General features: G+C 69.0%; 11 protein-coding genes and 4 pseudogenes. 9 read left to right on the plus strand and 6 right to left on the minus strand.

From position 1 onward, the window contains the following. The first annotated feature begins 36 nt into the window (after nt 1–36). Complete coding sequence (locus tag AB0D34_RS32860; RefSeq protein ID WP_362668200.1) at nt 37–861, plus strand: hypothetical protein; 825 nt, start codon at nt 37–39, stop codon at nt 859–861. Continuing rightward, nucleotides 858–1490, plus strand: coding sequence for an SMI1/KNR4 family protein (locus AB0D34_RS32865; RefSeq protein ID WP_362668203.1), 633 nt, complete (start codon nt 858–860; stop codon nt 1488–1490). Before AB0D34_RS32860 ends, AB0D34_RS32865 begins: the two co-directional genes overlap by 4 nt. Nucleotides 1491–1503: 13 nt before the next feature. Here the strand turns inward: AB0D34_RS32865 and AB0D34_RS32870 are convergent, their stop codons facing one another. After that, nucleotides 1504–2334 (minus strand): oxidoreductase, encoded by an 831-nt coding sequence (locus AB0D34_RS32870; protein WP_362668206.1) that lies wholly within the window; start codon nt 2332–2334, stop codon nt 1504–1506. A gap of 81 nt (nt 2335–2415) precedes the next feature. Here AB0D34_RS32870 and AB0D34_RS32875 point away from each other — a divergent pair. Beyond that, a pseudogene (locus AB0D34_RS32875) lies at nt 2416–3324 on the plus strand (LysR substrate-binding domain-containing protein). 254 nt (nt 3325–3578) lie between these two features. Here the strand turns inward: AB0D34_RS32875 and AB0D34_RS32880 are convergent. Next, entirely contained in the window at nt 3579–3710 is a 132-nt protein-coding gene (locus AB0D34_RS32880; RefSeq protein WP_362668208.1) for a hypothetical protein, read from the minus strand. 325 nt (nt 3711–4035) lie between these two features. On the opposite strand from AB0D34_RS32880, the gene AB0D34_RS32885 reads away from it, so the two are divergent. From AB0D34_RS32885 to AB0D34_RS32895, 3 genes are all read left to right on the plus strand, one after another. Further along, entirely contained in the window at nt 4036–4896 is an 861-nt protein-coding gene (locus AB0D34_RS32885) for a sigma-70 family RNA polymerase sigma factor (protein WP_362668236.1), read from the plus strand. 399 nt (nt 4897–5295) lie between these two features. Further along, entirely contained in the window at nt 5296–5916 is a 621-nt protein-coding gene (locus AB0D34_RS32890) for a tetratricopeptide repeat protein (protein WP_362668210.1), read from the plus strand. After that, nucleotides 5913–7187: a glycosyltransferase gene (locus AB0D34_RS32895; protein WP_362668212.1), complete on the plus strand. Its 1275-nt coding sequence runs from the start codon at nt 5913–5915 to the stop codon at nt 7185–7187. Before AB0D34_RS32890 ends, AB0D34_RS32895 begins: the two co-directional genes overlap by 4 nt. A 273-nt stretch (nt 7188–7460) precedes the next feature. Here AB0D34_RS32895 and AB0D34_RS32900 read toward each other — a convergent pair. Continuing rightward, nucleotides 7461–7820, minus strand: a pseudogene (locus AB0D34_RS32900) (amino acid permease); the annotation flags it as partial. A gap of 92 nt (nt 7821–7912) precedes the next feature. On the opposite strand from AB0D34_RS32900, the gene AB0D34_RS32905 reads away from it, so the two are divergent. Together AB0D34_RS32905 and ppgK are read left to right on the plus strand one after the other, a co-directional pair. Continuing rightward, nucleotides 7913–8941, plus strand: a complete 1029-nt coding sequence (locus AB0D34_RS32905; protein ID WP_362668214.1) for a 4-hydroxy-3-methylbut-2-enyl diphosphate reductase — start codon at nt 7913–7915, stop codon at nt 8939–8941. A gap of 29 nt (nt 8942–8970) precedes the next feature. After that, complete coding sequence (gene ppgK, locus AB0D34_RS32910) at nt 8971–9714, plus strand: polyphosphate--glucose phosphotransferase (protein ID WP_362668217.1); 744 nt, start codon at nt 8971–8973, stop codon at nt 9712–9714. Between the two features lie 136 nt (nt 9715–9850). Here ppgK and AB0D34_RS32915 read toward each other — a convergent pair whose 3' ends face one another. Continuing rightward, the gene (locus tag AB0D34_RS32915) at nt 9851–10369 is read right to left on the minus strand and encodes a DUF6542 domain-containing protein (protein WP_362668219.1); all 519 of its coding nucleotides are present in this window, start codon (nt 10367–10369) and stop codon (nt 9851–9853) included. 197 nt (nt 10370–10566) lie between these two features. Between AB0D34_RS32915 and ychF the strand changes: the two genes are divergently transcribed. Further along, on the plus strand, nt 10567–11655 hold the full coding sequence (gene ychF, locus AB0D34_RS32920; RefSeq protein ID WP_362668222.1) for a redox-regulated ATPase YchF: 1089 nt from the start codon (nt 10567–10569) through the stop codon (nt 11653–11655). 61 nt (nt 11656–11716) lie between these two features. On the opposite strand, the pseudogene AB0D34_RS32925 reads toward ychF, so the two are convergent. Continuing rightward, nucleotides 11717–12171 (minus strand): annotated as a pseudogene (locus tag AB0D34_RS32925) (transposase family protein); the annotation flags it as partial. Nucleotides 12172–12195: 24 nt separating this feature from the next. Further along, nucleotides 12196–12446, minus strand: a pseudogene (locus tag AB0D34_RS32930) (transposase family protein); the annotation flags it as partial. Between the last annotated feature and the right edge of the window lie 239 nt (nt 12447–12685).

A 12685-nucleotide genomic window follows, 5' to 3' on the forward strand; every position in this document is an offset into this window, starting at 1 on the left:
CCCCCGGCATGACCGGCACGACAGGAGCGAGTTCCCATGAACGCGGCCGAGGAGCTGATCGCCCAGGCCCGGCACGGCAGGTTCGGCGAACTCCTGCCCCGGCTCCAGGAGCTGGGTACCGGCCCGGAGGCGGCCGGGAGCGCGGACGCCTGGGAGGCCGTGGCCGCCGCCGTGCAGATCCTCTTCTGGTACGACCGTTTCGCCGAGGCAGCCGAGCTCGCCGAGGCCCTGATCACCCGGGACGGCCCGCTCGGCGGTGAGCTGTGCGACCAGGACATGCCGTTCGGGGTGGCCTTCCTGGCCGCCCAGGCCCACGCCGGCGTCCCGGCCGGGCCGCGTCTGACCGCCCTGGCCGCCCACGTCCCCGAGGGGCGGGTACTGGGCGACGACCTGCTGTGGCTGGCCGAGGAGGTGCCCGGACGGCCGGTCGAGGAGCTGCTGCCGAACCACGCGGACTGGGGCGGCCCGGCCCGCCCGCTGGACGGGGTCATCGGCGCCGACCTGGTCGAGCGGGACTTCGGCACACTGGACGCCGGTCAGAAGCGGGTCGTCTGGCAGGCCCTGGCCAAGGTCAACGACTTCGAGCGCGCCCACGAGCTGGCCGAGACGAGCGGTGAGACCCCGGAGCAGTTCGCGGTCTGCACCTGGCTGGCCGGCTGGTACGGCACCCGGGGGGACATCGCGCGAGGTGAGAGCATGCTGCTGGCGGCGCACGGGCGGTGGTGGCCGTACGCGAAGTGGGACGCGATCCCCGATGCTCCCGTGCTCCAGCCCGCTCTGCGGTCGGTCGCGACCGAGCGGGTACGCGCCCACTATCTGACCCGACCGATCGGCCCCGAGGCAGCGGAGACGAACGCATGAGCACCGACAGCGCACTGGAGCAGCTCCTGAGCCGGGCCCGCGGACCGCTGGGCCCGGCGATCGACCTGGACTTCGGCTTCGAGACCGGCCCGCTGGCCGAGCTCGGCCGGGTGATCTCCCGTATGAACGGGTTCTTCCTGTTCAACGCCGGGGTGCAGGTCTTCCGGGTCGGCGAGGAAGGCCTCGGCCACGACCTGCTCCACTGGAACACCGACGACGCCTGGAAGGACACCTACGGCGGGCTGGCCGACGACCAGTTCTGCTTCGGCCAGGACATCTTCGGCACCCAGTTCGCCGTGGTCGGCGGCGAGAAAGTGGTCCGCTTCGACCCCGAGACCGCCGATGTCACCGAGCTCGGCGACAGCCTGGAGTCCTGGGCGGCCTGGCTGCTCGCCGATCCCGACGTCAACGCCGCCGCCTCCTTCGCCTACGCCTTCCAGCGCGAGAACGGGCCGCTGGAGCCGAACGAACGGCTGGTGCCGCTGCAGTTCCTCGTCGGCGGCGGCAGCTACGACTTCGACAACTTCGCGGTCAAGGACGCGGTCACCGCGATGCGTATCCGCGGGCCGATCGCCCAGCAGGTCCACGGCGCCCCGGACGGCGCGACGATCCGGCTCGACCTGGCCTGAGCCGACCCGGCACTCAGTCGTCGAAACCCGTGGCCCGGGTGCTCTTCTCCCAGGCGGCCACGTCGGTTCGTACGGCGTCCAGGTGGTCGATTACGGCGGTCACCGCGTCGTCGCCGAGCGGCAGCCGCAGCGGGGTCTCCTCGGCGTCGAGCGCGGCCCGGATCAGGGCCGCCGCCTTCGCGGGGTCGCCGACCTGGGTGCCGTCGCCGCCGGAGACGAACCCGCGGGTCTCGCTCACCTTGGCGTAGAGCCCGCTGTCGGCGCTGGCCCCCGCCCTGCCCGTCTCGAACAGCGCGGTGCGGAAGGAGCCCGGCTCCACGATCAGCACCTTGACGCCGTACTCGCGCACCTCGTCGGCGAGCGCCTCGGACATGCCCTCCAGGGCGAACTTCGTCCCGCTGTACGCCGAGAACCCGGCGAAGGACAGCTGCCCGCCCATGCTGCTCATCTGCACGATCGCGCCCGACCGCCGCTCGCGCATGGACGGCAGCACCGCCCGGGCGAGCGCGGCGGGCCCGAAGACGTGCAGATCGAACAACTCGCGCAGTTCCGCGTCCGTGGCCTCCTCGAAGGCACCGACATGGGTCCGGCCCGCGTTGTTGACCAGCACGTCGATCCGCCCGTGCCGGGTCACCACGTCCCGTACGGCGGCCTCGGCGGCGGCCGTGTCGGTCACGTCCAGGCGCAGGGCCTCCAGCTGGTCGGGGTGGGCGGCCACGAGGTCGTCCAGCGCCTCGGGCCTGCGGGCCGCACCCACCACGACGTCGCCGTCGGCCAGGGCCGCCTCGGCGATCGCCCGGCCGAACCCGCTGCTCGCGCCCGTGATCAGCCACACCTTGTTCATGAGGACTCCTCTTCTGTCATGTTCCACGGTCCAGCCTGCTGCGGAAGTCGGTTGCCCGTCCAAGACCCGGGCTGATAACCGATGGTTATGACTACCGATGTGCACGTACGGGAGCTGCGTTACTTCCTGGCGGTGGCCGAGGAGCTGCACTTCACGCGGGCGGCCGAGCGGCTGTAGGTGTCGCAGCCCGCGCTGAGCAAGCAGATCCGGGCGCTGGAACGGCAGTTGGGCGTGGAGTTGTTCCGGCGGGACCGGCGAGGTGTGCTGCTCACCGAGGCCGGTGAGGCGCTGCTGCCGCACGCCCGGCGGGTGCTGGCGGCCTGGACGGCGGCGGAGGGCGCGATGGCGGCGGCCCGGGCGGCGCGGCGCGGCACGCTGGTGGTGGGCATGAGCACCAGTCCCGGCCGCGGTGGTCTGCTCCCGGCGATCCGCTCCCGCTTCACGGCCGACCATCCGGAGGCGGTCGTACGACTGCGGCAGATGGGCTGGCAGGACCCGACCGCGGGCCTGGCGGACGGGGAGACCGAGGTCGCGTTCGTCTGGCTGCCGCTGCCCGACGAGGAGCGCTACGCCTGGACCGTGGTCGCCGAGGAGCCCCGGCTGGTCGCCCTCCCCGACACCCACCCGCTGGCCTCGCGCGAGGAGGTCGACTTCGCCGACCTGGCCGACGAGCCGTTCCTCGCGCTGCCGCCCAGCGCGGGCCCGCTGCGCGACTTCTGGCTGGCCCTCGACGAACGGTCCGGCCGCCCGCCCCGCGTCGGCGCGGAGATCGCCGGCACGGAGGAGACGTACGAGGCCCTCGTCGCCGGCCTGGGCGTCTGCCTCGTGGCCGCCGGGAACGCCCCGCTGATCACCCTGGGCGGGGTGGTCACCCGGCCGGTGCGGGGGATCGGGCCGAGCAGGTACGTCCTGGCCTGGCGCAGGGAGGACGGGGGTCGGGCGCTGGTGCGGGGGTACGCGGAGGCGTGCCGGTCGGTGGCGGCGGTGTGAAGGGGGTCCCCTTTCGGTGCCCGAGGCGCGCCGCCCCGTGGGACGGACGGTGGCGGCGTTCGTCGGGAGCGTGTTGCGGTCCAAGCTGATGGCCGTCAACCTCCGGTCGGCGGACACGGCGTTGTCGGGTGGCAGGCATCGAGCTTCCCGCCGCGGCTGCGGCGCCATCTCATGATCTTCGGTCGCGGCAACCTTGACCATGAGAAGTCGCGTCCCCCATTTCCCGTCGGAGCAACCGCCAAGGACACACTGTCTCAGGACGGAGCACCCACCTCGGCATCCGAGAACGCTTCAGCCTGGGAGTGGAGGGCCGGAACCGTGCCGTTGAGGGTCGCCTCCAGGGCCCGGCGAACAGCGCGGCCCGGCCCGACCTCGAGTCCGCGCACGGGTTCGGTCCTCGCCGTGCACGGCCGTCATCGGAAGTGAGACTCCGCGCTCCCGGAGCGGGTGGCCCCGGCGTGCCGCAGAAGGCGCGGGATCAGCCCGTTGCTCTTCCGGCGCCGCCGCATGCGAGGCGAAGCTCGATACATCGAGCCCCGTCGTACACGCCGCCGCGACACAGCGCCAGCACGCGCTCATACAGGCCGAGGCACGGTCGATCCGTTGGGCATTGATATCGAACGCGTATCCGTCTCCAACCCGGTCGAGACACACACCGGCGGCACCCGATGCCGCGATCGCCCGCCGAATGAAGCGAAGGCACTTCATCACCTGCTCGCTTACCGTCCGCGGGAGATCGGTATCGCGCATAGGTGGCTGCGAGCCGTCGCCTACCGCATGCTCGGATCACATGCCGACGCGGAAGACGTGGTCCAAGAGGCGTGGTTGCGTCTGCCCCGCCAGGACACCGACACCATCGACAACCTCGGCGGCTGGCTGACCACCGTGCTCGGCCGCATCAGCCTCGATGTTCTGCGGTCGGGCCGGACGCGCCCAGAAGCCCCCTTGGACGACCAGCTCCCCCAGTTCACCGTGACGCTCGACGACACTCCCGCTCCGGAAGACCTTGTGACACTCGGGCACTTCGTCGGCCTCGCGCTGCTCACGGTCCTCGACTCGCTGCGCCCTGACGAACGAGTGGCGTTCGTGCTGCACGACGTGTTCGCCGTGCCCTTCGGCGAGATCGGCACCGTTCTCAGCAAATCCGCCGACGCGAGCAAAATGCTCGCCAGCCGCGCCCGCAGGAAAATACGAGCCGCCCAGCAGCCGGCAAGCGCCGGACGACAACAACGCAAGGTGGTCCAAGCCTTCCTGGCCGCGGCCCGCGACGGTCAGTTCGAGCAGCTGCTGCAGGTCCTCCACCCCGAAGTGAAGTTCACCGTCCACACCCCGAACGGCACGCTCGTCACGCTCGGAGCCACCGAAGTCGCCACCCGCGCACGAGTGGCCGGCAGCGCGGCACGAGGACATGCGGCCACCGTCAACGGCCGACCCGGCGCCATCTCCTGGAGCAAGGACGGCACCCCGCTCTCCCTCCTCGCCTTCACCGTCGCCGACGGCCACATCACCGAGATCACCGCCCTGGTCGACCCGGCCAAACTCGCGCTCATGGACCTGCCGGACCCGGTGTGACTCCCTACCGGCGAAGGCCGCGCCTACTCGAAGTGGTCCACGCCTGATTTCACAGAGACGTTGAACTCAGCCTCTGAGAAAATCTCACCGGCCTCGCGGTGCACGACGGGGGGCCATGGTCCAGTGCGACCGGCAGGCGTCAAGAGTCAGCTCAAGCATGCAAAGTCCGGGGGCTTCCTTAATGACCAGTCACAGACTCCAATAACCCTATGACAGCACGAGATTCGCGATACCGGTCTCAGCGAACCACACCTTTGATGCGTACATCCGGGTGGTCTGTGCCCCCCAACTTCCCCACGTCTGGCGGCGCTATGAGGAATTCCTCGCAACGTTGGTGAAAATGGCGCCGGTTCGGATAAATCCGTCCCGTCCCTCACCGACTTCATGAGATGTGACCAAGTGAAACGCAGGAGATTGCGGGCAGGGCTCGCCGCCGTGGCGGCAGTTGCCACCGGGGTGACCGTCTGGGGGCTCCAGTCCCAGTCGGCCACGGCCCCGGAATCCAAGGCCGCCTCGGAGGAGCGGAACGCCCAGCAGGCCGACACCCTTTTGCAGGCCGCCATTATGCAGCAGCAGTACCAGGATGCACGCGGGGCTGCCCGCACGTATCGTCGCGTACTGGAGATGGATCCCGAAAACAAGGTCGCCTGGTACAACCTGGGCGTCATCGCACAACAGGACGGCAGGACGACTGACGCCCGTGCGGCGTACGAAAAGTCGCTGAGGATCGATCCGAAGTACACGTCGGCTCTCTTCAACGAGGCTGTCCTGCTGAAGTCGAGCGAGCCCGAGCGGGCCATCGCCCTCCTGAAGCGGGCCATCGCCACCAATTCCCAGGCGGCCACCGCCCATCTGCAACTCGGCCAGATCCTGGCGGAGAAGGACCGCGGCGACGAGGCCGAGGACGAGTTCCGTCGTGCCGTTGCGGCCGATCCCTCCCTCCATGCCCAGGTACCGAAACCTTTCCGGGATTCCGTAACCCCCTCACCGACATCGAGCCAAGCAAGGAGCACCGGATGACTTCGACCGCGACACCGAGGTTCTCCGTCTTCACCCCCAGCCACCGGCCCCGTTTTCTCGATGAGTGCCTGGCGACCCTGCAGGCGCAGACCTGTCCGGACTGGGAATGGATCGTCCTGCTCAACAGCGGCGCCCGATGGCGGCCGGAGCAACCCGACGAGCGGGTGCGTGTGGAGATCGCGGACGACATCCACGGCGTCGGAGCCGCGAAGCGCAGGGCCTGTGAACTGGCACGCGGCGAGGTCCTCGTGGAACTCGACCACGACGATCTCCTGGCCAAGGCCTGCCTGGCGGAGCTCGGCAAGGCGTTCGACGCGCATCCCGACGTCGTCTTCGCCTACAGCAACACCGCGCAGATCACCGAGGACGGGAAGCGGGACGACGACCGCTTCAACGAGGCGCACGGCTGGAAGTACGAGGAGGTGCGCGTCGACGGCCGCAAGCTGCTCCAGGTCAGGTCGATGGCTCCGACGCCGCACAACGTCGCCTACATTTGGTACGCGCCCAACCACGTACGGGCGTTTCGCAGGGAGAGTTACGAGAAGGCCGGCGGATACGACGCCAGCCGTACGGTCCTGGACGACCAGGACCTGATGTGCCGCCTCTTCCACATCGGCGACTTCCACCACATCGACCGCTGCCTGTACCTACAGCGGATGCACCCCGAGAACACCCAGCGCGACCCGGAGATCAACGCACACATCCAGCGCGAGACGGTCGCCCTGTACGACAAGTACATCGAGGCCAACGCCCTCGCCTGGACCCAGCGGCGGGGACTTCTCGCCCTGGACCTCGGCGCGGCCCACCAGAAGCCGCCCGGCTACCTGGGCGTGGACCAGCATCCGGGGAAGGGCGTGGACATCATCGCGACCCTGCCCGAGAAGTTGGACCTGCCCGACAACTCGGTCGGCCTGATGCGGGCGGTGAACTTCCTCGAGCACGTGCCCGCGAAGGTTCCGCTCATCAACGAACTGTACCGGCTGCTGGCACCCGGGGGCATGCTCCTCACCATGACCCCCAGCTCCGACGGCCGCGGCGCGTACCAGGACCCCACACACGTCGCTTTCTACAACGAGAACTCCTTCTGGTATTACACGGACAACCAGTACCGCACCTTCGTGCCCGAAATCGAGGCCCGGTTCCAGAACTCACGGCTGATCACCTACTTCCCGACCGAGTGGCACTCCCAGAACAACATCTCCTATGTGGTCGCGAACCTCATCGCCATGAAGGAGGGCGCCGACCGGTGCGGCGGACCGTTGCTGGTCTAAGACCGTGTCCTACGTGGCGAGGCGCCCGACGGGACGGTCGGGCCCAGAGAGGCGCCTCATGCGTTCACCGGGCTAGTTACGCGCGGCGGCCAGAACGGCGAAGCCGGGCGGGTCCAGGGCCATGGTCAGTTGCTCCCCCACCGAGGGAGGCCGCACCGAATGCCGGACGAGGAGCGGGAGGCGCGAACTTCTCCGCACCTACCGGGTGGATCCGTTCGGGAGCAGCACGCCCGCCAGGGCGACCCGGCAGCCGCCCGCACACCCCACAGATGCGGAGAACAGGTACGCCACGGCGGGGATCAGGAAGTAGTCCAGCATCGCCATCCAGCCCGCGCCGAACCCGGCCTCCTTGCCGAGCCCGGCGCGCGTAGGCGAACACCGACTCTACCTGAGGGACGAATCGCGCCATTTGCGCGTAACCGCATGCGGTGAACGCCATCGCCACGGTGGCAATGACGTAGACGAGGGCGACCGCTCCGTGCAACTTGGCGTCCAGGGTGCCGTAGACCCCGCGGGAGCCACGGCCGCGAAGAAGAGCAGCCCGTAGACGACGAGGTCCCGAAAGCCCAGGCTGCGCCGCAGATCGCCGGGTTCCTCCTCGGTCGTACGGTCCGCCGTGCCGGTTCCGGACATTGTGCCTCGCCCGTCCTGCCCTTCACATCTCGGTCAGTCTCCCAGGAAGGTCACGACCACGCGATCTTTGGCCGGCCGAACGCGGCCTTACGATGGGACGCATGACCGCTTCGCCTGGCCGCCGTGTCCTGCTCGCCGCCCCCCGGGGCTACTGCGCGGGCGTGGACCGCGCCGTGATCGCCGTCGAGAAAGCCCTGGAGCAGTACGGCGCTCCGGTGTATGTCCGGCACGAGATCGTCCACAACAAGTACGTCGTACAGACCCTGGAGAAGAAGGGCGCCATCTTCGTCGAACGGACGGAGGAGGTACCGCCGGGCAACATCGTCATGTTCTCGGCCCACGGCGTCGCCCCCGTCGTCCACGAGGAGGCCGCGAGCGGAAAGCTCGCCACCATCGACGCGACCTGCCCGCTCGTCACCAAGGTCCACAAGGAAGCCGTCCGCTTCGCCAACGAGGGCTACGACATCCTCCTCATCGGGCACGAGGGCCACGAGGAGGTCATCGGCACCTCCGGCGAGGCCCCAGACCACATCACCCTCGTCGACGGCCCCTCGGATGTCACCAAGGTCGAGGTCCGCGACGAGTCGAAGGTCGTCTGGCTCTCCCAGACCACCCTCTCGGTCGACGAGACCATGGAGACCGTCGACGCCCTCAAGGAGAAGTTCCCGCAGCTCATCTCCCCGCCCAGCGACGACATCTGCTACGCCACGCAGAACCGCCAGCTCGCGGTCAAGCAGATGGGCGCCGAGGCCGAGCTGGTCATCGTGGTCGGCTCCCGCAACTCCTCCAACTCCAAGCGGCTCGTCGAGGTCGCCAAACTGGCCGGCTCTCGCGAGGCCTACCTCGTGGACTTCGCGAGCGAGATCGACGAGGCCTGGCTGGAGGGCGTGACCACGGTCGGCGTGACCTCGGGCGCCTCGGTGCCGGAGGTGCTCGTCGAGGAGGTCCTGGAGTGGCTGTCGCAGCGCGGCTACGGCGACGTGGAGCTCGTCAAGGCGGCCGAGGAGTCCATCACCTTCTCTCTGCCGAAGGAGCTGCGCCGCGACCTGCGCGAGGAGGCGGCGGCGCTGGTCGCGGAGCGTACGGGGAAGTCGGGGCCTTCGGGGACCTCGCGGGAGTGACTGTCAGTCGTCCGTCGTAACGTAGGGCCATGCAGATCTTCGGCTTGGACATCGGCGGATCCGGGATCAAGGGCGCCCCTGTGGACCTGAACAAGGGCGACCTCGCCCAGGAGCGCCACAAAGTGCTCACTCCGCACCCGGCGACGCCCGACGGCGTCGCCGACGGGGTCAAGCAGGTCGTGGACCACTTCGGGTGGACGGGACCGGTCGGGCTGACCTTCCCGGGCGTGGTCACCGGCGGATCGACGATTCGCACGGCGGCCAATGTCGACAAGAGCTGGATCGGCACCGACGCGCGCGCCTTGTTCAGCGAGCGGCTCGGCGGGCTGCCGGTGACCGTCGTCAACGACGCGGACGCGGCGGGCGTCGCCGAGATGAACTTCGGCGCGGGCAAGGACCGCAAGGGCACCGTCATCCTGCTCACCTTCGGCACCGGCATCGGCAGCGCGGTCTTCGTCGACGGCGTCCTCGTCCCCAACACCGAGCTGGGCCACCTGGAGCTGCACGGCCACGACGCCGAGACGCGCGCCTCCAGCAGGGCCAGGGAGGACGAGGAGCTCACCTGGGAGCACTGGGCCCACCGCGTCCAGAAGTACCTCGCCCATGTCGAGATGCTCTTCTCGCCCGAGCTGTTCATCGTCGGCGGCGGCGTCAGCCGCAAGTCCCAGAAGTTCCTGCCCCACATCGAGGACATCAAGGCAGAGATCGTCCCGGCACAGTTGCAGAACAACGCGGGGATCGTGGGGGCGGCGATGCGGGCGGCGCAGGAGTAGGGGGCCCGGGCGGGGGACAGTGTCCGGCGCGGGCGTGTTCACCGGTGGGCGGGGCGGGCCCGAGGGAGCGGTTTCGTCCGCGGTCCTCGAGGTGGCCGCCCTCGGCCGCGGTCGGCCCTCGTACCGCCGGTCCTCGTCAGCGCGAGTTGCGCCGGACCTGGCAGATCCTGCGGACCAGCGCGATGAGGCCGGCGGCCAGTGTGCCGCCGTAGAGCCAACCCGCCTGGGTGGCCAGTGCGGTGAACAGTCCCATCAGGCGGCCCGAGGTGCCGCCGCTGCTGTCGGCGACCGGGACGAGCCCGACGGCGAAGGCGATCGGAACGATGATCGGGGCGGTCGGCAGATCGCCTCGGCGCAGCCAGACCGCCGTCAGCACACTCACCGGGACGAACAGCACGCCGTACACCGTCAGCGACGAGCCGAACAACAGGGAGTCGAGGCAGCCGAGCACGACCATCAGCGCGGCGGAGAACAGGCCGCCACCCAGCCCGGTGAGCCGGGGATTGGGCAGCCGTCGCAGCGTCCGGACCACGGGGGGCGGGGGGCGGCGGGCCACCGGCGGCCGTCGCTCACCGCGGGCCTGCGCGGGCAGCGGCGCTCCTGGGGTTCCGCGTCGCGTTCCGTTGTACGGGGGGCGGGTCCTGTGTTGCTCCACTGGACCAACATAGGTCGGTTTATGTGCGGAATCGCCCCTGAGACACGCCGTGGGAAAGACCTTGGCCATGCGTTCGAGAGGCCCGCCGGAGCGGGGTCGGGCAGCCCGTAAACTGGGGGTCCGGCCAGCCCGCCGGCCCCTGGTCCGCCCAGGACGGGTACTGGCCCCCTGGCCCTCTCACTACGGGAAGTCGCAACGTGTCGCTCACGATCGGAATCGTCGGTCTGCCGAATGTCGGCAAGTCGACCCTGTTCAACGCCCTGACCAAGAACGACGTGCTGGCGGCCAACTACCCGTTCGCCACGATCGAGCCGAACGTCGGCGTGGTCGGCGTCCCGGACGGGCGCCTGACGAAACTGGCCGAGATCTTCTCCTCCCAGCGGATCCTCCCGGCGACCGTCGACTTCGTCGACATCGCGGGCATCGTGCGCGGCGCGAGCGAGGGTGAGGGCCTGGGCAACAAGTTCCTCGCGAACATCCGTGAGTCGGACGCGATCTGCCAGGTCATCCGCGCCTTCAAGGACGAGAACGTCGTCCACGTCGACGGCAAGGTCTCGCCCAAGGACGACATCGAGACGATCAACACCGAGCTGATCCTCGCCGACCTCCAGACCATCGAGAAGGTCCTGCCCCGCCTCCAGAAGGAGTCGCGGATCAAGAAGGACATCGCCCCGAAGGTCGCGGCGGTCGAGGCGGCGAAGGAGATCCTCGAGAAGGGCGACACGCTGTTCTCGGCGGGCATCGTCCAGGGCTCCGGCAACGAGGAGCTTCTGCACGACCTGCACCTCCTCACAACCAAGCCGTTCCTCTATGTCTTCAACGTCGACGAGGACGAACTGGTCGACGAAGGCTTCAAGGACGAGCAGCGGGCTCTGGTCGCCCCGGCCGAGGCGATCTTCCTGAACGCCAAACTGGAGGCGGACCTCGCCGAGCTCGACGAGGACGACGCGATGGAGCTCCTGGAGTCGGTCGGCGCCGAGGAGCCGGGGCTGGCCACCCTCGCCCGGGTCGGCTTCAACACCCTCGGCCTCCAGACCTACCTCACGGCCGGCCCCAAGGAATCCCGCGCCTGGACCATCAAGAAGGGCGCCACCGCCCCTGAAGCCGCCGGAGTCATCCACACCGACTTCCAGAAGGGCTTCATCAAGGCGGAGGTCATCTCCTTCGACGACCTGGTGGAGACGGGGTCGGTGGCGGAGGCCCGCGCGAAGGGCAAGGCGCGGATGGAGGGCAAGGACTATGTCATGCAGGACGGGGACGTGGTGGAGTTCCGCTTCAATGTATGAACCCACTACGCCGCTGGCCTGGGGAAATGAGACTCCAAAGATCACTGGGCCTTTTCCATCCTCAGTCTGAGATGGCTAGATGGAGGGTGAGGACGGCTTGGACGAGGCTCTTGATCCGGGTCGTCGAGCAGCGGAGCCTGCGGAGGGGCGCCAAAACTTGAGGGTGGCGATGGCTGGATCGACCAGCGCCCGGACTTTCGCGTGGACCGGTTGACGGCCTGCTGACCGGCGGAGAGGCTGTCCCATCGGCCGCGGGAAGGGAGACGGAGTGCCGCCTGCGCTCCGGTAGCCCTTGTCCGCCCAGCAGGTCCTGCCAGCCTCGGCGAGAGTGTCGACGATGCCGTGCTCGCGCGCGGTTGGACACCTTGGACGGCACCGGCCAGGACCGGTGAGTCCCAGACGAGACAGCCCTCGAGTCGGTTGCACGTTCATGCGGTTCTTCTTGTGTTTGATGCCCGCGTAAAAAAGACGGTCGTCGTCGGCGATCCGGTCGATCGGCAGAAGTGTCCCGACCAGAGGTTGTCCCGTACGGGGTGTGCGTTATCCGGTGAGGGCCAGGTTGTTGAGCCGGGCGATGCCGAGCATCGCCTGGTAAACGCCGTGGCCTTGAGCCGGCAGTCCCGCAGGATCTTCGAGTTCTTCAACCGCGACAGGGCGTGTTCCACTCGGGCTCGCGCCTGGCGGTGGATTGCATTCTCCGCTTCCTGCTGTGTGCTGAGGTGCGTCTGACCTCGTCGTTCGCGGTGCGGGATGAGCAGGCCGGTGCCCTGGTATCCACCGTCGGCGATGGTCGGTGCGCCGCGGCAGGCCCGGTCCACACCGGACTCCGGGGAATCCGCTTCGCATCGGTCCCGCAGAGCCAGGCCAGGCACGTCACATGCATCAGCGGCGCAGTCCTCGACGTCGTGGGGGTCGAGGGTGGCGTCCCGCCAGGTGCAACGCCGTTGCGTTTAGCTGGGTGGTGCCTTGTCAAGAATGCCGTCCGTGATGATCGCGGTGTGGAGCTTGTAGCGCATGCACCTGCGGGGAT

The sequence above is a fragment of the Streptomyces sp. NPDC048420 genome (assembly GCF_040651535.1).
In the GTDB taxonomy this organism is placed as follows: Bacteria; Actinomycetota; Actinomycetes; order Streptomycetales; family Streptomycetaceae; genus Streptomyces.